The organism is Pseudoduganella sp. jia 12, from assembly GCF_055502675.1.
On record NZ_JBUXKP010000010.1, the window covers coordinates 182,907 to 204,765 of the forward strand.

Annotated in this window: 20 protein-coding genes; 11 read left to right on the forward strand and 9 right to left on the reverse strand. The window is 66.7% G+C overall.

What is annotated here, in order from left to right:
- The first annotated feature begins 7 nt into the window (after nt 1–7).
- From ACY65G_RS21890 to ACY65G_RS21900, 3 genes are all read left to right on the forward strand, one after another.
- Complete coding sequence (locus ACY65G_RS21890) at nt 8–1,006, forward strand: 2-hydroxyacid dehydrogenase (protein WP_464999535.1); 999 nt, start codon at nt 8–10, stop codon at nt 1,004–1,006.
- A gap of 106 nt (nt 1,007–1,112) precedes the next feature.
- Nucleotides 1,113–1,511, forward strand: a complete 399-nt coding sequence (locus ACY65G_RS21895; protein ID WP_464999408.1) for a hypothetical protein — start codon at nt 1,113–1,115, stop codon at nt 1,509–1,511.
- 6 nt (nt 1,512–1,517) lie between these two features.
- On the forward strand, nt 1,518–1,664 hold the full coding sequence (locus ACY65G_RS21900; protein WP_464999409.1) for a hypothetical protein: 147 nt from the start codon (nt 1,518–1,520) through the stop codon (nt 1,662–1,664).
- An 87-nt stretch (nt 1,665–1,751) separates the two neighbouring features.
- Here ACY65G_RS21900 and ACY65G_RS21905 read toward each other — a convergent pair whose 3' ends face one another.
- Nucleotides 1,752–3,179 carry a PA domain-containing protein gene (locus ACY65G_RS21905; RefSeq protein WP_464999410.1) on the reverse strand — a complete coding sequence of 476 codons (1,428 nt, stop codon included), beginning with the start codon at nt 3,177–3,179 and terminating at the stop codon, nt 1,752–1,754.
- The gene (locus tag ACY65G_RS21910) at nt 3,166–4,173 is read right to left on the reverse strand and encodes a choice-of-anchor J domain-containing protein (RefSeq protein ID WP_464999411.1); all 1,008 of its coding nucleotides are present in this window, start codon (nt 4,171–4,173) and stop codon (nt 3,166–3,168) included. Before ACY65G_RS21910 ends, ACY65G_RS21905 begins: the two co-directional genes overlap by 14 nt.
- 366 nt (nt 4,174–4,539) lie before the next feature.
- Between ACY65G_RS21910 and msbA the strand changes: the two genes are divergently transcribed.
- Entirely contained in the window at nt 4,540–6,390 is a 1,851-nt protein-coding gene (gene msbA, locus ACY65G_RS21915) for a lipid A export permease/ATP-binding protein MsbA (RefSeq protein ID WP_464999412.1), read from the forward strand.
- A gap of 207 nt (nt 6,391–6,597) precedes the next feature.
- On the opposite strand, the gene ACY65G_RS21920 is transcribed toward msbA, so the two are convergent.
- Both ACY65G_RS21920 and ACY65G_RS21925 read right to left on the reverse strand, forming a co-directional pair.
- Nucleotides 6,598–7,686: an AI-2E family transporter gene (locus ACY65G_RS21920; RefSeq protein ID WP_464999413.1), complete on the reverse strand. Its 1,089-nt coding sequence runs from the start codon at nt 7,684–7,686 to the stop codon at nt 6,598–6,600.
- A 3-nt stretch (nt 7,687–7,689) separates the two neighbouring features.
- Nucleotides 7,690–8,544, reverse strand: coding sequence for a c-type cytochrome (locus ACY65G_RS21925; RefSeq protein WP_464999414.1), 855 nt, complete (start codon nt 8,542–8,544; stop codon nt 7,690–7,692).
- A gap of 158 nt (nt 8,545–8,702) precedes the next feature.
- Here ACY65G_RS21925 and ACY65G_RS21930 point away from each other — a divergent pair, with 158 nt between their 5' ends.
- Genes ACY65G_RS21930 through ACY65G_RS21945 form a run of 4 tightly spaced genes read left to right on the forward strand, consistent with a single transcriptional unit; the run spans nt 8,703 to nt 12,875 of the window.
- Entirely contained in the window at nt 8,703–9,044 is a 342-nt protein-coding gene (locus tag ACY65G_RS21930; RefSeq protein ID WP_464999415.1) for a c-type cytochrome, read from the forward strand.
- 11 nt (nt 9,045–9,055) lie between these two features.
- Entirely contained in the window at nt 9,056–10,009 is a 954-nt protein-coding gene (locus ACY65G_RS21935) for a cytochrome c oxidase subunit II (protein WP_464999416.1), read from the forward strand.
- On the forward strand, nt 10,006–12,567 hold the full coding sequence (locus tag ACY65G_RS21940; protein WP_464999417.1) for a cbb3-type cytochrome c oxidase subunit I: 2,562 nt from the start codon (nt 10,006–10,008) through the stop codon (nt 12,565–12,567). Before ACY65G_RS21935 ends, ACY65G_RS21940 begins: the two co-directional genes overlap by 4 nt.
- 2 nt (nt 12,568–12,569) lie before the next feature.
- Nucleotides 12,570–12,875 (forward strand): hypothetical protein, encoded by a 306-nt coding sequence (locus ACY65G_RS21945; RefSeq protein ID WP_464999418.1) that lies wholly within the window; start codon nt 12,570–12,572, stop codon nt 12,873–12,875.
- 78 nt (nt 12,876–12,953) lie between these two features.
- On the opposite strand, the gene ACY65G_RS21950 is transcribed toward ACY65G_RS21945, so the two are convergent.
- A complete protein-coding gene (locus ACY65G_RS21950) occupies nt 12,954–13,700 on the reverse strand; it encodes a DUF481 domain-containing protein (RefSeq protein ID WP_464999419.1) in 747 nt (248 codons plus the stop codon).
- A 157-nt stretch (nt 13,701–13,857) separates the two neighbouring features.
- Between ACY65G_RS21950 and ACY65G_RS21955 the strand changes: the two genes are divergently transcribed.
- Entirely contained in the window at nt 13,858–15,012 is a 1,155-nt protein-coding gene (locus ACY65G_RS21955; RefSeq protein WP_464999420.1) for a DNA topoisomerase IB, read from the forward strand.
- A 27-nt stretch (nt 15,013–15,039) separates the two neighbouring features.
- On the opposite strand, the gene ACY65G_RS21960 is transcribed toward ACY65G_RS21955, so the two are convergent.
- Entirely contained in the window at nt 15,040–16,074 is a 1,035-nt protein-coding gene (locus ACY65G_RS21960; protein ID WP_464999421.1) for an alpha/beta hydrolase, read from the reverse strand.
- Nucleotides 16,075–16,320: 246 nt separating this feature from the next.
- Between ACY65G_RS21960 and ACY65G_RS21965 the strand changes: the two genes are divergently transcribed.
- The gene (locus tag ACY65G_RS21965) at nt 16,321–17,115 is read left to right on the forward strand and encodes a hypothetical protein (RefSeq protein WP_464999422.1); all 795 of its coding nucleotides are present in this window, start codon (nt 16,321–16,323) and stop codon (nt 17,113–17,115) included.
- On the forward strand, nt 17,112–18,047 hold the full coding sequence (locus ACY65G_RS21970; protein ID WP_464999423.1) for an NAD(P)/FAD-dependent oxidoreductase: 936 nt from the start codon (nt 17,112–17,114) through the stop codon (nt 18,045–18,047). Before ACY65G_RS21965 ends, ACY65G_RS21970 begins: the two co-directional genes overlap by 4 nt.
- A 117-nt stretch (nt 18,048–18,164) precedes the next feature.
- Here the strand turns inward: ACY65G_RS21970 and ACY65G_RS21975 are convergent, their stop codons facing one another.
- The 3 genes from ACY65G_RS21975 to ACY65G_RS21985 form a co-directional block, all read right to left on the reverse strand.
- On the reverse strand, nt 18,165–19,448 hold the full coding sequence (locus tag ACY65G_RS21975; protein ID WP_464999424.1) for a glycosyltransferase: 1,284 nt from the start codon (nt 19,446–19,448) through the stop codon (nt 18,165–18,167).
- 105 nt (nt 19,449–19,553) lie between these two features.
- Nucleotides 19,554–21,341, reverse strand: coding sequence for a glycoside hydrolase family 2 protein (locus ACY65G_RS21980; protein ID WP_464999425.1), 1,788 nt, complete (start codon nt 21,339–21,341; stop codon nt 19,554–19,556).
- The gene (locus ACY65G_RS21985) at nt 21,334–21,813 is read right to left on the reverse strand and encodes a hypothetical protein (protein WP_464999426.1); all 480 of its coding nucleotides are present in this window, start codon (nt 21,811–21,813) and stop codon (nt 21,334–21,336) included. Before ACY65G_RS21985 ends, ACY65G_RS21980 begins: the two co-directional genes overlap by 8 nt.
- Between the last annotated feature and the right edge of the window lie 46 nt (nt 21,814–21,859).

Genomic DNA, 21,859 nt, shown 5'->3' on the forward strand with positions numbered 1-21,859 from the left:
GCAAACCCTGCGGCTGGCGATGTTCAGTGCCCAGCCATACGACCGCCGCTTCTTCGAGGAGGCTCGGGCCGCGCGGCGCTCGCCCGTGGCGATCGATTACCACGATACCGCGCTGGACATCGGCACCGCCGTGCTGGCGCAGGACTGCGATGCCGTGTGCGTGTTCGTCAACGACGTGCTCGATGCCGCGGTGCTGGAGCGGCTGCACGCGCAGGGCGTGCGCGCGGTGCTGCTGCGCTGCGCCGGCTTCAACAACGTCGACCTGGCCGCGCTGGCGCGGCTGGGACTGTTCGCCGCCCGCGTACCTGCCTATTCGCCGGAGGCGGTGGCCGAACACGCGGTGGCGATGATCCTCACGCTGAACCGCCACACCCACCGTGCGTTCAACCGTGTCAGGGAAGGCAATTTCGCGCTGGACGGCCTGCTCGGCTTCACGCTGCACGGCAAGACGGCCGGCATCGTCGGCACCGGCAAGATCGGGCTTGCGACGGCGCGCATCCTGGCCGGCTTCGGCTGCCGGGTGCTGGGTCACGATCCGTATCCGTCGCCGGCGTTCGCGGCGCTGGGCAGCATGGTGCCGCTGGACGACCTGCTGGCCCAGTCCGATATCGTGTCGCTGCATTGTCCGCTGGCCGAGGGTACCCGCCACTTGATCGGGCATGCCACGCTGGGCCGCATGAAGGAGGGCGCGATGCTGGTCAACACGTCGCGCGGCGCCCTGGTGGACACGGCGGCCGTGATCGAGGCGTTGAAATCGCGCCGGCTGGGCGCGCTCGCCATCGATGTCTACGAGCAGGAAAGCGCGCTGTTTTTCCGCGACCACTCTTCCGACATCATCGCCGACGACGTGTTCGGCCGGCTGACCACGTTCCCGAACGTGCTGGTCACGGGGCACCAGGGCTTCTTCACCATCGAGGCGCTGCGCGAGATCGCCGCCATCACGTTCGACAACCTCGACTGCTGGCGCGGCGGTGGCGCGTGCGCGAACGTGCTTCCGGCGGGCTGACCGCGTGGCGGTCGCCACGTCGGCAGTCTGTTGCATCCGGCACGCTGCACGGTGTTGGCGGACGGGCTATGATGCGCGTTCGACAACCGACAAGAGGTGACTATCCATGACCGATGAATCGCTGCGCGCGGCCCTGCGCGACCTGGCACGGGGCGCACGCGGCCTGCACAAGGCCATGCTGGATGTGGAAACGCAGTATTTCGGCGCCGTGGGCGGCGTGCTCGAACACCTGCAGCTTGTCACGAACCATCCGCACTTCGCGTGGCTGCTGAAATTGTCGGGCCTGATGGCGGAACTCGATGAGCGGCTCGACGACGCCGAACTGTTCGAGGCGGCGGAAGCGGCGCAGTTCCGCACCGCGTTCGAAAGCCTGCTGGGCCCGCGCCCGGCGATCGACGAAGAGTTCCGCCGGCGCTACCTGGCCCTGCTGCACGACGCGCCCGAGGTGGCGATCGCCAACGGCACGCTGCGGCAGGCGCTGGCCAGGGTGCCGCGGGCGGAGTGACGCGGCATGGAACTCCTGTTCGACATGCTTGCCCGCCTGGGTGTGGAAGGCGCTGCCGCCATCGGGTTGCGCAGGCGCAGGCGACTGCGGCGGCTCGTCCATGGCACGGCGTTGACGCTTCTGGCGATCATCCTCGTGTTTGCCTGGCGCTAGTGGTTCACTTGCATCGATGAAAGACGCGGCGTCAATGGAAAAGGCCGGGCAAGCCCGGCCTCGATGCTGTGGCGGATCAGGCTTGGATTACCAGCCGATATCCTTCAGCAGCGGCAGCGACAGATCCTTCGGCGGCTCCAGTTCGTGCGTCAGGTCGCCGTTGATCGATGGCTCCATCAGCTGGTTCGGCGAGGCGGAGGTGGTGTAGTGCGACACCGAAGAGCCCGGTTGGAAGGTCGTTGGCGTGAACATCAGGATGCGCTTCTGCTTGTCCGTGCCGGCCAGTTGCGTCGTGTCGGCGCCCAGCAGTGCCGTGACGCCGGAAGCGGTGCGGCTGCGGTAGGCCAGCGCGGCCTTGAGAGCCTGGCCGTCTGCCTGGGTGAGGCGCACGGACGGGATCGTGATGGTCGGATCGTCGCCGCTCATGCCGGCAGGATCGCCCGGCGCGTTGTCGGCCACGAGCATCGCGATCGCACCGGCCGCCTGCACGTTGGCCGCCTTGATCGCGAAGGTGCACTCGCCACGGTCGACCAGCGCGATATTGCCCTGCACGGCCCTGGCGTTGGCGCCCGTGAGCGGCGCGCAGGCCAGGCCGGTACCGGCGGCGCGGTTTTCCACGACCGGCATGATCTGGCCGCTCACGTTCGCATCGGTGATGCGCGGGCCGAAGCTGGCTTCGCCGAACGGTTTCTCGCCAGCCGCGCCGCCGGCGGCCGGGCCGCCGATCGTGACCACGCCGCGCGCGCCGAGCACGTCCGGCACCGCCGCATTCACGTTCGGGCCGTCCCAGGACATGCCGTCGCCGCTGATGGCGTTGGCCACGCGCTCTTCCTCGGTCATGTCGATCCACTTCTTGTTGGTACGGTTGTCCGTCATGAAGTGGTCCCAGATCGCCGGGGTATCGCCCAGGTACTGGCCGGTTTCCTCGTCGGTGAAGCTCTGGAAGCCCAGGCCGTGGCCCATTTCATGCAGCAGCACGGCCACGAAATCGGTGGCGGTGCCGTGGTCCGCATCCAGGCCCAGGTAGAACGGCGAACCCGGCAGGCAGTCGTTCGCCAGACCGAGGCGCGAGTTGAAGCGGGCGCGGATGTCGGCGACGTCCGGGCTCTGGTCTTCGCCGGACAGCTTGTTGGCCAGCGCGGTCGGATACCAGGTGCCGGCTTTCGGCGCACCCGGGAAGTCGGAAAACACTTCCAGCGTACCGGCCGAGCCGAGCGTGGCGCTGTTGGCCGTGCAGTTCAGCGGTTCGAAGCTGGCCTGGATGCGGATCGGCACCGAGCTTTCCAGCTTGGCGCCCCAGATGTTGGCCGCGTACGTGAAGGCGATCAGTCGCTGTTCGCCCAGCGTGGTGCCGGTGTTGCCGCCGACTGGCGTGGCCGGCGTCGTGTCGTTGAAGCCCACGCCAGGGCCGTTGCCGTTGACGATGACGATTTCGGCGGCTTGCGCCGCACCGGCGGCGCCGAATGCGAGGGCAATGGCGGCGGCGATGTGCTTCACGGTGTTATTGCGCTTCATAGCGTTGTTCCTTGGCTTGCGCGGTGCGCGTGTTGTTGACCAGAGCGTTCGCGGCATCGGCGCCAGTGACGCAAGCTTCCGTGAGGCTGCCATCCGCATTGCGGGTGACGACCGAGTAGACGGCCTTGTCGGCGACGCTGATCTTGCGGGTGCCGTTCTTGGATACCTGCACACGCGGTGCGCTCGAAACGCCGCGCTCGAACCTGCGTGCCTGGGCAGCGGCTGCCGACGGCACCAGTGCCCGGTACTCTTCCGCGGTGGGGGCGCGCAGCGCGCCGGTTTCGGCATCGCGCACGACGACCATGCCCTGGTCTTTCGTCACTTCCTTCGACACCTCGTGGGCCATCGCGCCCTGCGACATGCCCAGTGCGGCCAGCGCCAGGCCGGCGCCGGCGGCGGCGCGGCGGCTGCGGCGGGCGGCGAAGCCCACGGCGCCCAGGCCCAGGCCCAGCATCAGCCAGGTCGATGGTTCCGGCACGGCGGAGATGGCAACGCTGTCGATGCCGATGTAGGTAGCGTCGTCGTACGTGCCGGTGTAGTGGAAGCCGAAGCGGCCCGTGCCGGTGCCGGTGATATCGGCGGTGTACTGGGTCCAGCCGTTGGGATAGTCGACGCCGGAAATCGTTACCAGCGACGTGGTGAAGCCGGAGGCGTCGGTACCACTGCCTGCGCTGAACAGGACCTGCAGCGAATCGAAACCTTCGTCGGCGCTGTCGCGGGTGTAGAACGTCAGGCGAGTACTACCGGCCAGCGTGATTTCAGGGCTGATGAGCCAGCTGTCGATCAAGCCGCTGGCAACGTCCTCGGCCAAGGCGAAATTGGCGGCGATGTATGATTTTGCCGGGCCGGCCTGCGCGCCGAAAATACCGACGTTGCCCTGGAACCAGCCGGTACTGCCAGCCTGTACCCAGTCGCCCAGCGACGTGACATCGTCGAACCCTTCGGTCAGGGACGACGGCGGCGTTTCCGCATGCGCGGCAGCCGATAGTGTCATCGCCGCTGATGCAAAGAGAGTGAGGAAGGTTTTCATTGATTCACTTTCATTGACTTGTGGAAGAGGAAGCAAAATGTTTTGCAAATTGCAATCTGAGTATAAGACCAAGAACTGACGAGTTCACCGGTTGATAGTTACAATTTCGAATGTTTTTTTGATTCGTATCGAAAATGCAACGTGCTTTTTTTTGCCTTATTGAAAGCCCAGTATCCATGCGGGTTTCAAGGCGATTCGGGCGCCCTGCATTCGGGGCAGGCACTATACGCTTGACGTAGCTGAGCAGTTATGCATCGTAAGTAAATGTAAATAATGTGACTGCGGCGCGGCATTTGGCCGAATTTCGTCCGGGCATCGAAGGCGGGTACAATGCTGCCTTTATCTTTCCCCTGTCGCCACGTGTCGAGCCGCCAACTGTATTCACGCCTGCTGCTGCAATTCCGTCCCTATTCCGGCGCACTGGCCGTTACCCTGTTCGCGGTCGGCGTGGCATCGCTGACCGATGTGCTGCTGGTCGGGCAGTTGAAGAACGTGATCGATGCGCTGGGCGCGCAGGGCTTCATGCAGGGGGCCGGCGACGGTGGTTTCGCCTCGACCGTGAGAAGCTGGATCGGCCAGTGGCTGCCGGTGAGCGCGGGGCAGGCCGCGCTGTGGACGATCCCCGCCATCATCATGACGCTCGCCATCCTGCGCATGGTGAGCAGCTTTGCCGGCGACTATGGGTCCGCATGGCTCAGCAACCAGGTGCAGGCCGACCTGCGCGAAAAGATGTTCGCGCGCATCCTGCGCCTGCCGAACGGCTATTTCGACGGGTCGTCGACCGGCACCACGCTGTCGCGCGTCACGTTCGACGCGAACCAGGTGTCGCAGGCGGGCCTGAACGTGATCAACGTGGCGGTGCGCGATTCGGTCCTCGCCATCGGCTACCTGGTCACGATGCTCGTGTATGACTGGCAGCTGGCGGTGTTCTGCCTGACGCTGTTGCCGCTGGTGGCGGCCGTGGTCACGTTCGCCGGCCGGCGCCTGCGCCATCTTTCCGAAAGCAGCCAGCACGCGATGGGCGAGCTGACCCGCGTGCTCGACGAAAGCATCGGCGGGCAGCGCGTCGTGAAGATCTTCGGCGGCCAGCGATACGAGCAGCGCCGCTTCGACGAGGTGGTGAAGCTGAACCGCAGGCTGGCCGTGAAGCAGGCCGCCACGGCGGCGATGAACTCCGGCATCATCATGATGCTGATCGGCGTCGTGCTGTCGGCCGTGATCTATTTCGCCCTGCTGCGCGCGCAGGCCAATGCGCTGACGGCGGGCGACTTCGCCACGTTCATGACGGCGATGCTGGCCATGCAGTCCCCGATCAAGAACCTCACCAAACTCAACGAACCTTTGCAGCGCGGCCTGGCGGCGGCAAGTTCCGTGTTCGGCGTCATCGACGCGCCGGTCGAGATGGACGACGGCACCCGCTCGCTGGCGCGTGCCAGCGGCCGCATCGAGCTGGCATCGGTCAGCTTCCGCTATGACGGCACCAGCACGGACGCCGCGCCGGCGCTGGCGAATGTGTCGCTGGACATTCCCGCCGGAGAAACCGTCGCGCTGGTCGGCGGTTCCGGTAGCGGCAAGACCACGCTGGCCAGCCTGCTGCCGCGCTTCTACGATGTCAGCGAGGGCGGCATCCTGCTGGACGGGGTGGACTTGCGCGATTACCGGCTGGCCGATCTGCGCGCGCAGATCGCGCTGGTAAGCCAGGATGTGGTGCTGTTCAACGACACGCTGGCCGCCAATATCGCCTACGGCGACGCGGCGCCGGACCCGGCGCGCATCGAAGCGGCCGCGAAGGCGGCGTATGCGCACGAGTTCATCGTGCGCCAGCCCCAGGGCTATGCGACCCAGGTGGGCGAAAACGGCCTGCGCCTGTCCGGCGGCCAGCGGCAGCGCCTGGCCATCGCCCGCGCACTGTACAAGGATGCGCCGATCCTGATCCTGGACGAAGCCACCAGCGCGCTGGACACGGAATCGGAACGCCAGGTGCAGGCGGCGCTGGAGCGGCTGATGGAAGGGCGCACCACCGTGGTCATCGCGCACCGGCTGTCGACGATCGAAAACGCCGACCGCATCGTCGTCATGAATGCCGGCACGATCGCCGAGATGGGCACGCACGCGGCACTGCTCGCGCAGGGCGGCGCCTATGCGCGGCTGTACCAGACCCAGAAGCAGTCGAGCAAGTAGTTGTCGCAAGCAAAAACAGGGGACGTACCCCTGTTTTCAGGAAACGCTCGCATCACGGCGCCACTCGAGCAGCCAGCACGGCGAGTTCCTGGCGCGATCGCTGGAGCTTCCTGCAAGACAGGCAATCCGGCGGTCCGTCATGCCCAGTTTTGCCTGTAAAACAGGCGGTCCGGCGATCCGGGTCGTCCACGGTTTTGCATTGCGAAATCAATCGTCGTGCTTCCTCGACGGCGTGCGCACCGGGTCCTTGAGCACATCCTGCACGTACAGCATCGTCACCAGCACCGCCAGCACGGCGGTCAGCGGGGTGGCCAGGGCCACGCCGGCCATGCCGAACAGAGCGCCGAACAGCAGCTGCATGACGATGGTCAGTGCCGGCGGCAGCGACACGGTGCGTTTTTCGATGAGCGGCGACAGCAGGTAGCCTTCGGCCAGCTGGATGCCGCCGAACAGCAGCACCACGTAGAGCGCCTGCTGCGGGCTGTCCGAGAAGGCGATCAGCATGGCGGGCACGCCAGCCATCAGTGGGCCCAGGTACGGAATGAAGTCGAGCAGGCCGGCGATCAGTCCGAGGATCAGCGCCAGCGGCACATCGAGCAAGGCCAGCCCGGTGGCCGACAGGATCGTCACCAGCAGCATCGACGCGGCCTTGCCCAGCAGCCAGCGCGACAGCGTGCGGCCCAGTTCATCCATCACTTCGCGCGCCCGTTCGCGCTTGCGCGGCGGTACCAGCGTGACCAGGCCATCGATGTAGATATGCGGCTGGGCGGCGAAGTACACGCCCACGAACAGGATGATGACGGCATTGCCGACCGCGCCGAGCAGGCCGGAAAAGAAAAGACCCGCGTTCGGCAGGAGCTGCCCGAGCTGCTTTTGCATTTCTTCCGGCGACGGCACGCTGGCCATCAGGCGCTTGAGCAGCGGCTGCTGTTCCATGGCGGCGCGAAAGCGCTGCAGCGCCTCGGGCACGGCGGCGCCCAGCTTGTCGGCCTGCTCGCCGATCTGCGGCGCCATCAGGTAGCCGCCGATACCGAATACGAGCAGGAGCGCCAGCACGACGACCGCCAGCGCGGCGTTGCGGCCGAGGCCCAGCCGCCTGTGCACGATGCCGGCCAGTTCGTACAGCAGGATCGCGAACAGGATGCAGGCAAACACCAGCAGCAGCGCGTCGTAGGCGAACCACATGGCCGCCAGCGCCAGGATCGTGAGGATCGTGATGCCGTTGACGAGCGCGACGCGCCGCGTGAAACGATGCTCGGTGGCCTTGCCGGGGCCGGTGTCCGGTTGCTGGTTCAAGCGTCACTCCTTGCTGAGCACGTAGGCGGCCATGTCGCGGGCGTCGCGTTCCGTCACGCCCAACGTGGGCATCGTCGTTTTCGGGTCGATCTCATGGGGCACGCGGATCCAGCGGGCCAGGTTGTCGGCGGTGTTCGGCAGCACGCCGGCCACGTACTTGCGCTGCGACAGGCCGGCCAGGGGCGGGCCGACGAAGGTACCCGGGCCCGTCACGCCCGGAATGCTGTGGCAGGCCTGGCAGGCATACTGCGTGAGGGCCATGCGTCCCCGTTCGGCATCCGGATAGGGCGGCACCGCCGGCGCGGGCGCCGGGGTGGTGGGGGGGGCGGTGGCCTCGACCAGCGCGCGGTAGCTGTCGCGGGTTTGCATCGGGAACCGTCCGAGGAAGGCGACCAGGTCCCACAGTTCGTCGTCGCGCAGGTGGAATTCCCAGGCCGGCATGCCGGCCATGCGGATGCCGTGCCGCGTGATCCAGTACAGCTCGCGCGGCTTCCAGCGTTTGGCCGCGTCGACCAGCGGCCCGGGCACCGGCTGCATGCTCTTGCCGACGGGCGTCTGCGCGACGCCCGGCGCACCATGGCATTGCACGCAGTGCTGGTGATACAGGTGCGCGCCGCGCACCGTGCGCGCATTGTCCGCCAGCGGCGGTGTTTTTACGTTGCGGGAGTGGAAGCGCACCGATTCACGCATGCCTTGTTCCAGCACCGTATGCACGGGTTGCCAATGCTGCTGGGTCGCGGCCACGTTGTACCAGCCGCTTTCCAGCACGATAAAGCCGCCCACGGCGGCCGCGGCCCCCAGCGACAGGGTGGTGGCAAGGGCAGTCTTGGCGATCAGGCGAAATCGGTTGGATGGCATCGATGGGCAGCAGGTAAAAGGTATGCACTGAGAGGTCGGCGGCAAGGGTGCGCACCGTTGAAAAAATCCATGATGTGTTTGCTTTATTATATGGATTCTTCCGTTTTCTGCAGGAACAGTACGTGCGTGAAACACTACGTTGCCGGATCATCGCTGCCTTGGTAACTGCCTCGCTGGCCGGCTGCGGCGAGGATGCGCCGCCCGTGCAGCGCGTGGCCGGTGGCGATGTCGAGCGCGGCAAGGCGCTGCTGACGCAGTTCCAGTGCGGCGCCTGTCACTCGATCCCCGGCGTCGAGGCGGCGCGCAGCACGGCGGGCCCGCCGCTCGACACGTTCGGCCGCCAGAGCTACGTGGCCGGCAGGCTGCCGAACCAGCCCGAACCGCTGGTGCGGTGGATCGTCGATCCGCCCGCGATCAAGCCCGGCACGCTGATGCCGAACCTGGGCGTGTCGCCCGAGGACGCGCGCCACATGGCGGCTTACCTCTATACCTTGCAATGACCGCGGCATCGATGACAGCGGTGACGGGGCCGGCGCCGCGGCAGTCGGCGCTCGCTCCGGCCGGGCCGGATGCGCACCTGATCGACCAGCTGGGCTGGACGATGACCATCGGGTCCTTTGTGATCCTCGCCGGCGTGATGGTCCTGGTGGTGCGGGCGCTGCATGCCCGCGGCACCGTGCGTTCGCGCGTGTGGATCGTCGGCGGCGGCCTGCTGCTGCCCCTGGTCGTGCTGACGGCGCTGCTGGCATGGAGCCTGGCCAGCACCGCGGGGCTGTCGCAGCCATCGTCGCTGACGCCGCTGCGCGTGGCCGTCACGGCGAAGATGTGGTGGTGGGAGGTGCGCTACATCGATCCCGCGACCGGGCGCGACGTGGTGCTGGCCAACGAGATCCGCATTCCCGCCGGCCGGCCCGTCTACCTGGCGCTCACGACGAGCGATGTCATTCACTCCTTCTGGGTACCCGCGCTGGCCGGCAAGGTCGACATGGTGCCCGGCCGCGTGCATGGCCTGACCCTGCAGGCGGACCGGCCCGGCACGTGGCGCGGGCAATGCGCCGAATTCTGCGGCGCGCAGCACGCGAAGATGGCGCTGCACGTGGTGGCGCAGCCGCCGGCCGAATTCGACGCATGGCTGGCCGCACAGGCCAGGCCGGCCGCGGCACCCGCTACCGCGCAGCTCGCGCGCGGCCGGCAGGCGTTCCTGGAGCGGCGCTGCGACGCCTGCCACGCGGTGCGCGGCGTGACAGGGGGGATCCTGGACCGCGAAACAGCCGGCCCCGACCTGACCCACGTGGGCAGCCGCCTGTACCTGGCGGCCGGCACGCTGCCCACCCACCAGGGTACGCTGGCCGGCTGGATCGCCGATCCCCAGTCGCACAAGCCGGGCGTGCGCATGCCCGCCGCCACCGGCCTCCAGGGCGATGAACTGCGCGCGCTGGCGGCATGGCTGGAGTCGCTGAAATGAGCAGAAAGGAACGCCACCCGTTGAAAGCGCTGCCCAACCGGCTGCCACGTCCGCCGGAAGAACTGAAACGGCTGGAGGATGTCTGGCGCACGCCGCAAGGCTGGCGACTGCTCAAGTCCGTCAACAACACCACGATCGGGCTGCTGTACATCGGCACGTCGCTGCTGTTCTTCGTGCTGGCCGGCGTGCTGGGACTGTTGATCCGCATGCAGCTGGCGGTGCCGGAAAACGACCTGCTCGGGCCCGGCACCTACAACCAGATCTTCACGATGCATGGCACCGTGATGATGTTCCTGTTCGCGATTCCCGTCGTCGAAGCGGTGGCCGTGTACCTGCTCCCGGGCATGCTGGGCGCGCGCGACCTGCCGTTTCCCCGGCTGTCCGCCTATGCCTTCTGGGCATATGCGTTCGGCGGGCTGGGCTTCTTCTGCACGCTGTTCGTGGGGCTGGCGCCGGACGGCGGCTGGTTCATGTACCCGCCGTTGACGGGCAAGGCGTATTCGCCGGGGCTGAACGCCGACTTCTGGCTGCTCGGCATCGGCTTCATCGAGATCTCGGCGATCGCCGGCGCCATCGAACTGATCATCGGCATTCTCTTTACGCGCGCGCCCGGCATGACACTGGCGCGCATGCCCGTCTACGCATGGGCGATGCTGGTGGTGGGCGTGATGATCGTGTTCGCTTTCCCCGCCGTGATCGCCGCCACCACGCTGCTGGAACTGGAGCGGGCATTCGACTGGCCCTACTTCATCGCCGACCGGGGCGGCGACCCGATCCTGTGGCAGCACCTGTTCTGGTTCTTCGGGCACCCGGAGGTGTACATCATCTTCCTGCCCGCGGCGGGCATGGTGTCGACGATGATCCCGACGATCGCCGGCACCGCCCTGGTAGGGCGGCGCGTCGTCATCGTCGCGATGGTGGCGGTGGGCTTCTTCAGCTTCGGGCTGTGGGCGCATCACATGTTTACCACGGGGCTGGGACACCTGGAAGCGGGTTTCGCCTCCGCCGCCAGCATGGCCGTCGCGGTGCCCACGGCGATCCAGCTCTTTGCCTGGATCGGCACGCTGTGGAACGGGACCGCGCAGCACGGCCGCCTGAAAATGTCGCCGCCGGCCCTGTTCATCCTCGGTTTCCTGTTCATCTTCGTGCTGGGCGGGCTGACCGGCGTAATGGTGGCCGTCGTGCCCTACGACTGGCAGGTGCACGACACTTACTTCATCGTCGCGCATTTCCATTACGTGCTGATCGGCGGCATGGTGTTCCCGCTGTTCGCCGCGCTGTGCTACTGGCTGCCGCTGGTCAACGGGCACGCGGTGCCGGCGCGGGTGGCGCGCTGGTCGTTCGGGCTGATGTTCGGCGGCTTCAACCTGGCCTTCTTCCCGATGCACATCACCGGCCTGCTCGGCATGCCGCGCCGCGTGTACACGTATCCGTCCGGGCTGGGCTGGGAGCTGCTGAACATGCTGTCCACGGTCGGCGCGTTCATCTTCGCCGCCGGTGTCGCGCTTTTCTTCGGCGGCATGGTGCGCGCACTGATGAAGAAGGAACAGGATCCCGGCAATCCCTGGAATGCCGGCACGCTGGAATGGCTGCCGTCGGAGTCGTATGCCACGCGCAGTATCCCGCAGGTGGATTCGGCCGACCCGTTGTGGACCAATCCGGATCTGTCCCGCGAGGTGGAGCAGGGCGCGCACTGGATGCCCGGCACCGTCACGGGCCGGCGGGAAACCATCGTGACCACGCCGGTCGCCGCCCGCCTGCGCTACCTGCTGGTGCTGCCGACGGACAGCTGGCTGCCATTCCTGTCGGCCGCCGGCACGGCCGGCTTCTTCCTGCTGCTGACGGCGGAGCAGACGCTGGTCGCATGGATCTGCGGCATCGTTGCGATCGTGACGCTGCTGGCGTGGCTGTGGGAACAGGACAGGCCATCGCCTTGCCGGGAAGTGAAGGTGGGCGAGGATGCGGCGCACGATGACGTCATGCTGCCCGTGGGTGCCACCGGCGCCGCCAGCCATTCATGGTGGGCCACGATCATCATGCTGATCGTCGACGCTGGCGTGTTCCTGTCCTTTGTGTTCACCTATGTGCACGTATCGATGCGGCTCGACGTGTGCCCGCCACCCGGCGCCCGGCTTCCCGGCGGGTGGATGGCGGGCCTGTCGTTCGCGCTGCTGCTGGGGAGCGGCGCGCTGCTGGCCCTGGCCCGGCGGCGGCCGCTGGCGGCGCGGCAGGGAGGACTGCGGTGGCTGCTCGGCGCGGCAGTCGTGCTGGTGGCCGCCGGCTTCGGGCTGGAACTCGCGGGGCAGCTGCAGAGCGGGCTCAGTCCCACCAGCCATGCGTGGAGCGCGGCGGTGGCGGTGATGCTTGCCTACCAGGGCCTGCATGCGCTGCTGTGCGTCATCACCGGCGTGTATGTCATCGCCCGTTCGCAGTGCCGGCACCTGACGCCGCACAGCCGCGGATCGCTCGATAACACGGCGCTGATCTGGTACTACACCGTGCTGCAGGGTGCCGTCATCGGCATCGCGGTGCATGTCTGGCCCCGGCTGATGGGATGAACATGGGCGACCGCTTCTTCCGCAAGCTGTACCAGGGTACCGCGCCGCTGCTGCTGTGGGCCGGTCATTTCTTCTTCTGCTACCTGTACGCGGCCAGCGGCTGCCGGCGCGAGACATGGGCCGTGCTGCTTGGCGCCACGCTGCTGGCGCTGGCCGCCGCCGGCTGGCTCGCGTGGAAGGCATGGCGCTCGGGTGGAGCAGCGCCGCGCAGCGTGCTGCACATGGCGCGGCTGGGCGGCGCCATCCTGGCGCTTGCCGCGATCGCGTGGAGCGCGATGCCGCTGCTGGTCTTCGGGCGCTGTGGCTGAAGAGTCCTGGCCGAGCGATTCCTGGCTGAGCGATTCCTTGCTGACCGATGCAGGCCGGCGCCAGGCGCCGGCGCGCGGTCAGAACGAATAGACGAGCGTCAGCGACGTCTGCGTATCGGTATTCTTCTTGTCGACCGGCACGTTCGAATCGTTGCGGGCGCTGAAGGCGGCCTTCATCTGCATGGTGCCGTTGATCTTGGTCGACAGTGCCGTCTCGGCCACGGAATGCGTGTTCGACGTGCCTTTCTCGACGGCGAGCGTCTGCGTGAACAGCGCGGCATCGCTGATCTGCCAGCGCATGTTCGCCGCGCCGCGCACCGTGACGCCATCTTCTTCCTCGCCGGTGGCGCGCACGCCGGAAAAATAGCCCGGGCCCAGTTCGACTTCGACGATCTTGTCGTCCGACTTCAGCAGCCGCTTGGCGCGGCCGACCGAAACCGAGGAATAGCGCGAATAGGCGCCGAACCGGTCGTCGACATGGGAACCCAGCACGAACAGCCGCTCGCCTTCCTCCATCAGCTTGTAGGCGGCGCGGGCGGACAGGGCAAAGCGCTCGGCCGAACGCACGTAGCGCTTGTTGCCGTCGTTCGACTGCGTCTGGTCTTCCTTGAAGAAGCCCGACAGGATGTACTGGTTGCTCCAGTCTTCCAGCTCCTGGCGCGCGTCGATCTTGCCGGTGACGGAAGTGCCGGTCGTGTTGCCGGAAGTGGTGATGGCGCCCAGTTCGGCGGACGTGTTCCAGGTGCGTTCTTCGATCGTGTCGGCGCCGAACGCTGCGCCATGCCCGAGGGCCAGCGCAAGGATGAGGACAGAACGTGAAGTCATTGGCTGTCTGCGGCTCGTTAAAACGTGGGGACCAGCATTGTACCCCAGCCGCGCGGCGCCTGCCGCATCCGCTATTGTGATAAAGGCACGGATGTTGCCTACCGTACGGAAGGATGTTTTGCACGCTGCCATAGTGCCTTCACCTTGAGGAGCTGCGATGAAACCCGAAGAACTGGTCACCGATCCCCCGCTGGCGGCGCGCGCGGCGGGGCTGCGCTATGTCAGCGACAGCAAGCCGGGCCTGTCCCGCGTCGCCACCGCCGGCGGTTTCCGCTATGCCGATGCGCATGGTGGCCGCGTCGACGACGAAGCCACGCTGGCCCGCATCAAGGCGCTGGCGATTCCGCCGGCATGGACCGATGTATGGATCTGCGCGCAGGCCAACGGGCACCTGCAGGCTACCGGCCGCGATGCGCGGGGCCGCAAGCAGTACCGTTACCACGCGCGCTGGCGCAGCGTACGCGATGAAGTGAAGTACGAGCGCATGATCGCCTTCGGCCAGGCGTTGCCCGCCATCCGTCACGCCGTGGACGCGGCGCTGAAGCTGCCCGGCCTGCCGCGCGAAAAGGCGCTGGCCACCGTCGTCTACCTGCTGGAGCACACGATGATGCGCATCGGTAACGAGGAATATGCAAAGGAAAACAAGTCGTTCGGCCTGACGACGCTGCGCAACCGCCACGTCCGGATCGACGGCCGCGAGGTGGAATTCCGGTTCCGGGGCAAGAGTGGCGTATTCCACGACGTGAAGGTGGCCGACCGGCGACTTGCGCGCATCATCGAGCGGATGCGCGACCTGCCGGGCCAGGAACTGTTCCAGTACGTGGATGACGACGGTACGACGCACTCGCTCGACTCGTCGGACGTGAACGACTGGCTGCGCGGCGTGACCGGCGAGGATTACACGGCCAAGGACTTCCGTACCTGGTCCGGCACGGTGCTGGCCGCCCTGGCGCTGCAGGCCTTCGAGAAGTTCGACTCCGAGACGCAGGCCAAGAAAAACGTCGTGCGGGCGATCGAGTCGGTGGCCATGAAGCTCGGCAATACACCCTCCGTGTGCCGCAAATGCTACGTGCACCCGGCGGTACTGGAAGCCTACATGGACGGCGCCGAACTGGCCGCGCTGCGCGCCCGCGCCGAAGAGGAGTTCAGCAAGGACCTGCATGCGCTGCAGCCGGAGGAAGCCGCCGTGCTGGCACTGCTGCAGGAACGGCTGGCGAAAGCGGCTGAAGCGCTGAAGCCGGCGCAGGACGGGAAGAAGGGCAAGCGCAGCGCGCCACGCAAGGCGGCGCGGGTACTGGCGGCCGCCGCCTGAGCGGCCGCCACGCCTCTCTGCTTCGCTTCAGCGCTTCGCTTCAAAGGATTTCTTCAAGCCTTCGATGGCGAATTTCTGCGCATCGACCGCCTTCGGCACCGTCGCGCCCATGCCGAAGAATTCGTGCGTCACGCCGTCGAACTGCCGGTAGTCGACCTTCACGCCATCCTTCTTCAGGCGTTCGGCATAGGATTCGCCCTCGCTGGCCAGCGGGTCGATCTCGGCCGTGATCACCGTGGCCGGCGGCAGGCCCGCCAGCGTGTCCGCCTTCAGCGGCAGCGCATGGGGATTCTGCGGATCGGCGCCATAGTGCCTGAAGAACCACTGCATCATCGCCTTGTTCAGCGGTTTCGCATTGGCGTTGCGCTGGTACGAAGGGGTGCTCATGTCGTCGCTGACGACCGGGTAGATGAGCAGCTGGTGCACCGGCGCCTCCACGCCTTTGTCGCGTGCCATCAGCGACACCACGGCGGCCAGGTTGCCGCCGGCGCTTTCGCCGGCGACCGCAACGCGGGCGGGATCGCCGCCCACCTCCTTGGCATGGGCCAGCACCCATTGCCAGGCGGTGAAGGCGTCTTCCGGCGCGGCCGGAAACCTGTGCTCCGGTGCCTGGCGGTAGTCGACCGAAACGACGACCGCGTTCGCGCCGGCGGCGATCGCCCTGATCGACGGCTCATAGGTCTTCGTGTCGGCGATGACGAAGCCGCCGCCATGGAAGTACACGACGATGGGGAAGGGCCCCTTGCCGGCCGGCGTATAGACGGCCAGCGGGATCCTGCCGCCGGTGCCTTCGATGTCCCGCCGCTTTACCGTCACGCCGTCCTTTTGCGCGGGAATCGCGTCGTCCTTCATCACTTTCGCCGCGGCATCCGCGGCAGTGGGTTGCCGGCGCGCTTCCTGCGGCGTGAGCGTCTCGACCGGCCTGCCACCCAGCGTGGCCAGCGCTTCGAGCACTTTCTGCATGCGCGGCTCGGCCATCGGCGGTTCGGCGCTGTCGAGGGCGAAGGCGGCCGTGGTGGCGGCCAGGCCGGCGACGGCCAGGGACATGGCATGGTTCTTCATGAAGGTTTTCCTGTGTGCTTGTCGTGTCGACAGAATCATCGGGCTTGCCGATGTCCTCCGTGCGCCAGTTCACCGTGGAAACTCCCTGCATCCGGCAAAGGCGGCGACGTGTTCGCCGTCGCACACATGGGCTGCAATACCGTGTGCGCGAGAACCCATCCGACCGCGCCATGCGGCGTCCTCCTACGGCCGTCCAGGGCTGGCCGTGACAGAATCGGCGCACCGATAAATTCAAAGGAGCACGTCATGAAGATGAACTCTGCATTGATGGTCGCGGCCATGCTGGCCGCTTCCGCCGCCAGCGCGCAAACCGTGACCACGCCAGCCGCCGGTGGCCAGGTCAACACGGGCGTGAATACCGGAGTGAACTCGAGCGTCAATCGCGGCGCAGGCGCCGTGCCGGCAGCCACGCGCAGCGCTCCCGGCCCGGCGCCGGTGAACGGCGTCACGCCGCCGACTACGGGCACCATCGGTACCCCGGGCGTCACGACGCCTCTGGGTACCGTCGGGAACACCACGAGTGGTGCCACGATGTCGCAGGGGCAGACTGGTTCGTCGCCCACGACGATCGGCCCGACGAACGTGCCCAATGTCACCGGGGCGCCGGGCACGACGGGTGCGACCGGCACGATGAACCCAACGGGCACGATGAACCCAACTGGCACGATGAGCCCAACGGGCACGATGAACCCAACGGGCACGATGAACCCGACGGGCACGCCGGCGGCCAGGACCGCGACCGGCACCCTCAACAGCGCCACCCCGGCCGGTACGAACCGCTCGGCCACCACGCGCGGCACGCTCGGTACGCAGGCGGGCGGTACGACGTCCGGCAATTCCGCCACGGGCGCCACCGGCAGCGGCATGACGACCGGTACCAGCGGTACTGCCACGGGTACGTCCGGCACGACCACGGGTACGTCCGGCACGGCCACGGGTACGTCCGGCACTGCCACGGGTACCTCGGGCACTTCCGGTACCGCAACGGGCACGTCCGGCACCTCGACCGGCACCTCCGGAACGGGCGGCACGACCCGGTGAGCAGCACCAGGACGTGCGAGGCGCTGGTCATCGGCGGCGGGCCCGGCGGGCTCACCGCCGCCATCTACCTGCGCCGCTTCCGCCGCGACGTGATCGTCGCGGACAAGGGCCACAGCCGCCTGTCGCTGATCCCCATCAGCCATAACTATCCCGGCTTTCCCGGCGGCGTGCCGGGCCACGAGCTGCTCGGCCGCCTGCGCCGGCAGCTCGACTGCTATGGCGGCACCGTCGACGATCTCGAGATCACCGCGCTGGACAAGGTGGACGACGTGTTCGTCGCCCGTCACGAAGGCGGCGAGATCCGCACGCCGGTCGTGGTGCTGGCGACCGGCGTCGCCGATGCCGGCCTGCCCGTCGAAGGCTGGGTCGAGGCCGTGGCGGCAGGCGCCGTGCGCCTGTGTCCCGTGTGCGACGGCTACGATATCCTCGATAAGCGCGTGGCGGTCGCCTCGCAGCCGCATAACCGCACCGGCCATGCATTGTTCATGCGCACGTTTTCATGCGATGTCACGCTGTTCGAGCGGGAAGCCGGCATGCCGCTGACCCGCGAAGAGGCGGAAAGACTGCGCGTTGCGGGCGTGCGCTACGTGGCTTCGCCGCTGAAGGGCGTGACGCTGACGGATGCGATGGAACCGGTGCTCCATACCGAGGACGGCGAAGACCACCGGTTCGACGTGTTCTACCCGATGCTGGGCGAGAAGGCCCGTTCCGCCCTGGCGCAGGCGCTTGGCGCGGCGTGCGGCGAATGCGAGAAGCTGATCGTCGACGATCACCAGCGTACCACCGTGCCGGGGTTGTACGCCATCGGCGACGTGGTACTGGGCCTGAACCAGATCAGCGTGGCAATCGGCCAGGCAGCGGTTGCCGCGACCGCGATCCATAACGCACTGCCCTGGCAATTCCGGCGGCGTGCGGGATGCGAGAACGGATAACGGATGGCGTAGTGCCGGCGACGTTGCGCGGCATAGAAGCAATACAGAAAAAAAACGGCGGCCAATGGCCGCCGTTGTCGTTGAACGGGAGCCGCCAGGCTCCCGTGTCCTGTTGCGTTACTCCGCCTTTGCCGCGGCCTGCACGGAAGCCGAAGCGGGTGCGACCTGGTAAGCGGCAGCGGCGACACCACCCATGAGGCTACCGACCTTCGGCGCCGTGACCGGCGTGCGCAGCGGGTTGACGTTCGGCGCGGCATGCGGCTGCTCGTACACCATTTCCGGCGCGGTCAGGCGCTCGAACTTGCGGGCCGGCGTGGTGGACTCGATCAGGTCGCGCATGCGGGCGGCCGTGTTTTCCCAGGACGTCTTGGCCACCACGTCGCGCATCTTGCGCTCCATCTCGGCGGTCTGTTCCGCCGTCTGTGCCAGCGCCGCCTCGACGTGGGCAACGAATTCCTCGGCCGTGTGGCCGATCGCCACCACGTGCGAATAAGGCTGTTCCACGTCGCGGATCGGCGTCGACACGATCGGCAGTTCGGCGGCCATGTATTCCAGCACCTTGGTCGGGCTGATGAACTTGGTCGCTTCGTTGATCGCGAACGGCATCAGGCAGACATCCCAGCCAGCCAGGAATTTCGGCAGGTCGTCATAGCCGCGCTGGCCCATGTAGTGGATGTTCGGGCGCTGCGGCAGGTGCGCGGGATCGATCTTCACGACCGGGCCCACCAGCACGATCTGCCAATCCGGATTGGCGTCGGCGATCTCGGCCGTCAGCTCGGTATCGAAGCGCTCGTCGATCACGCCATAGAAGCCCAGGCGCGGATGGGGGATATGGGCCTGGTCGGCATGGCTGGCTTCGCGGTCCAGCGCATGGGCGAAGTGCTTCGCGTCGACCGAGCTCGAGAAGCAATGGGCGTTCGAATGCCGGTTCTTCTTCGCTTCATACAGGCTCGGGCCGCCCGTGAACACGAGGTCCGCGATATTGAGCAGCGCGGTTTCGCGTTGCAGTAGCTGGCGCGGCGGATTCTTGAAGGCGGACAGTTCATCCATGCAGTCGTACACGACGAGGCTCGCATGCAGTTGCGGCAGCAGCGGCAGCGCCATCGGCGTGTAGAACCACACGATCGGATCCTCGCCTTCCGGGACCAGCTTGGCCACCATCGGCTGCACCAGCGGAATCTGGTCGTCGTGGAAGCCGTGCTGCTGCACCGGCGTGTGCGGCTGGCACACGGTGATGTTCGGCGCCGGCTGCCACGTCTTCATGAAACTTTCGCCCTGGTGATGAATGGGTTCTTCCACCAGCACGATCTTGTAATGCTTGGCCAGGCGGGTCAGCAGGTGCTGTGGACGCTGAAAGACAAAGTCCCAACGCAGGTGGCAAAACACGATAATGGTCGACATGGTTTCTCCCTTGCCCGTAACGGGTCGTTAATTGTGAGTCGTGAATTGTGGGTGCTGCTTACTGTTTGCCCATCTCACGGAGACGGGCAGCAATGCTTGCGCCGATCAGGCCGGTTCCGGCGGATCCTGTGCAACGAGCTGGACGCTGCGAGTGGCGGCGCTGATCTTCTCGAACGGGATCTTCGGCGTGCGGTCCGCGTTCAATAGCCCGTTTGCTTCCTGATACGTGTCGGCGAACTGCGTGTAGCAGAAGCCGGAAAACATTTGCGTCTCGTTCACCACCTTCAGCAGGGCGGTGTATTGCTCGTAGAACGCGTCGGCCGTCATCGCCCGCGAATACCCCCACGTGTCGATGTCCGGCGCCGACGTGTCGAAGGCGATGCCGCCGAATTCCGTCAGCACGATCGGCTGGCCGCGGTGCGGGAAGCCGTCCAGCGTCAGGATGCGGCCGCCTGGACGCCGCTGGTCGAACAGCGTGCGGGCCGGATCGCTGACTTCGTAGCGCGCCTTGATGCGCTGCGGGTCGCTGTCGTAGTCATGGATGCCGAGTATGTCGGTGGCCGACGCTTCCCATCCATCGTTACCGATCACCGGCCGCGTCGAATCCATCATCCGCGTCATGTGATACAGCGCTTCCACGGCGTTCCGATGTGCCTGCATCGATGTCAGGTTCGGCACGCCCCACGATTCGTTGAACGGCACCCACACGATCACGCAGGGGTGGCTGTAATCCCGTTCGATCGCTTCCTGCCATTCCTTGATCAGCCGCGTCATCGACTTCGGACTGAACGAATACGCCGACGGCATTTCTTCCCACACCATCAGGCCCAGCTTGTCGGCCCAGTACAGGTAGCGCGGATCTTCGATCTTCTGGTGCTTGCGCACGCCGTTGAAGCCCATCAGCTTGGCAAGTTCGACATCGCGTTTCAGCGCCGCGTCGTCCGGTGCCGTGATGCCGCTGTCGGGCCAGTAACCCTGGTCCAGCACCAGGCGCAGCGGGTAGGGCCTGCCATTGAGCATGAACCGGTCGCGGTTGATGGCCACCGATCGCAGCGCTGTATAGGATCGTACCGTTTCCAGTTCGATGCCGTCGCACCGCAGGGTCAGTTCGACATCGAGCAGCGTGGGCTTTTCCGGGCTCCACAGCAGGTCATTGCGCGAATCGTCGATGCCGGGGTCGGAAATGGCGATCTTGCGGTGCGCTTCCTGGCCCATCAGCTTGTATTCGTCGTCGGCCAGCAGCACTTCGCCGTGCCACAGCTTCACTTCCACCGTCAGCTTCTCGCGGCGGTCGCCGGCGGCCTGGATGTCGCAGCCGATCTCGAAACCGTCGAAGTGCGGCGTCCACCGGATCGCCTTCAGGTAAGTGGCGGGTACCTGTTCCAGCCACACGGTCTGCCAGATGCCGGTGGTGCGCGGATACCAGATCGAGTGCGGCTCGAGCTGCCAGTCCTGCTTGCCGCGCGGCTTGGCCAGGTCGTGCGGATCGTCTTCGGCGCGCAGCACGATCACCTGGCGCTGGCCTTCGACGAGCGCATCGGTGATGTCCGCGCAAAACGACGTGTGGCCGCCCTGGTGCGTGCACACGAGCCGGTCGTTGACCCAGACCCTGGCTTCGTAGTCGACGGCGCCGAAATGCAGGATCGTGCGTTCGCCGCGGTCCTGCAAGTCGAACTCCAGGCGATACCACGCCACGGTATGGAAACCCGTGTCGTGGATGCCGGAGAGTTTCGTCTCGGGGGCATACGGCACCTGGATCTGGTGCGTCCACTCGATGCCCTCGTCGGGGCGACAGTAGCGTCGGTCGTCGTCGTAGGCGAACTGCCAGGCGCCGTTCAGGTTCTGCCACTTGTCGCGGACAAGCTGCGGTCGCGGATATTCGAAGTCACTCATGGGATCCTCTTTTAGTTATCGGGCCATTATTCGATATGGACATCGGGGTCCTGGCATCAAGGGATGCGGGAATCGACAGCTTCGCGGCGGCATTCACTCCTGCGTTTGCTCTTGCGCTTGCTCTCGGTACGGCGCGCCATCCCGCGGCGGCAGCCATGCCGGTACGGCATAACGCCGCGCAGGCTTCACCGCGACCGGCACCCGCCAGGCGGGCGCCGTGCACGAAAGAATCCTTGCGCAGCAATTCGGTCGGTTCATCGGACGCAACGATCGCTGCGGTGTGGTCGCCGCGAAGGCTGTCATGGGAGTCGACCATCGGCTTGCCGGTCCGGCGCGCGTCGGGTGCACCGCAGGCTGGGGCAGCGCAGTTGTTTCCGGCGATGGCCGGCAGGGTCGAGTACCCGCGTACCACCGCCGGGATCGCCGAAGGCGAACCGGGAAAGCGTTCCGGTGTCCGCTCCGCCATGCTCATGCGGCCTCCGGCATCATGACGGACGGCACGACCAGCCCGCTGGCGT

What these genes read in the sequence shown, in the direction of transcription:
- ACY65G_RS21940 (WP_464999417.1), top strand. Translation starts at nt 10,006, where the DNA reads ATGAGCAGAAAGGAACGCCACCCGTTGAAAGCGCTGCCCAACCGGCTG.
- ACY65G_RS21945 (WP_464999418.1), top strand. Translation starts at nt 12,570, where the DNA reads ATGGGCGACCGCTTCTTCCGCAAGCTGTACCAGGGTACCGCGCCGCTG.
- ACY65G_RS21935 (WP_464999416.1), top strand. Translation starts at nt 9,056, where the DNA reads ATGACAGCGGTGACGGGGCCGGCGCCGCGGCAGTCGGCGCTCGCTCCG.
- ACY65G_RS21975 (WP_464999424.1), bottom strand. Translation starts at nt 19,448, where the DNA reads ATGTCGACCATTATCGTGTTTTGCCACCTGCGTTGGGACTTTGTCTTT.
- ACY65G_RS21980 (WP_464999425.1), bottom strand. Translation starts at nt 21,341, where the DNA reads ATGAGTGACTTCGAATATCCGCGACCGCAGCTTGTCCGCGACAAGTGG.
- ACY65G_RS21985 (WP_464999426.1), bottom strand. Translation starts at nt 21,813, where the DNA reads ATGAGCATGGCGGAGCGGACACCGGAACGCTTTCCCGGTTCGCCTTCG.
- ACY65G_RS21925 (WP_464999414.1), bottom strand. Translation starts at nt 8,544, where the DNA reads ATGCCATCCAACCGATTTCGCCTGATCGCCAAGACTGCCCTTGCCACC.
- ACY65G_RS21965 (WP_464999422.1), top strand. Translation starts at nt 16,321, where the DNA reads ATGAAGATGAACTCTGCATTGATGGTCGCGGCCATGCTGGCCGCTTCC.
- ACY65G_RS21950 (WP_464999419.1), bottom strand. Translation starts at nt 13,700, where the DNA reads ATGACTTCACGTTCTGTCCTCATCCTTGCGCTGGCCCTCGGGCATGGC.
- msbA (WP_464999412.1), top strand. Translation starts at nt 4,540, where the DNA reads ATGCTGCCTTTATCTTTCCCCTGTCGCCACGTGTCGAGCCGCCAACTG.
- ACY65G_RS21900 (WP_464999409.1), top strand. Translation starts at nt 1,518, where the DNA reads ATGGAACTCCTGTTCGACATGCTTGCCCGCCTGGGTGTGGAAGGCGCT.
- ACY65G_RS21905 (WP_464999410.1), bottom strand. Translation starts at nt 3,179, where the DNA reads ATGAAGCGCAATAACACCGTGAAGCACATCGCCGCCGCCATTGCCCTC.
- ACY65G_RS21960 (WP_464999421.1), bottom strand. Translation starts at nt 16,074, where the DNA reads ATGAAGAACCATGCCATGTCCCTGGCCGTCGCCGGCCTGGCCGCCACC.
- ACY65G_RS21895 (WP_464999408.1), top strand. Translation starts at nt 1,113, where the DNA reads ATGACCGATGAATCGCTGCGCGCGGCCCTGCGCGACCTGGCACGGGGC.
- ACY65G_RS21955 (WP_464999420.1), top strand. Translation starts at nt 13,858, where the DNA reads ATGAAACCCGAAGAACTGGTCACCGATCCCCCGCTGGCGGCGCGCGCG.
- ACY65G_RS21910 (WP_464999411.1), bottom strand. Translation starts at nt 4,173, where the DNA reads ATGACACTATCGGCTGCCGCGCATGCGGAAACGCCGCCGTCGTCCCTG.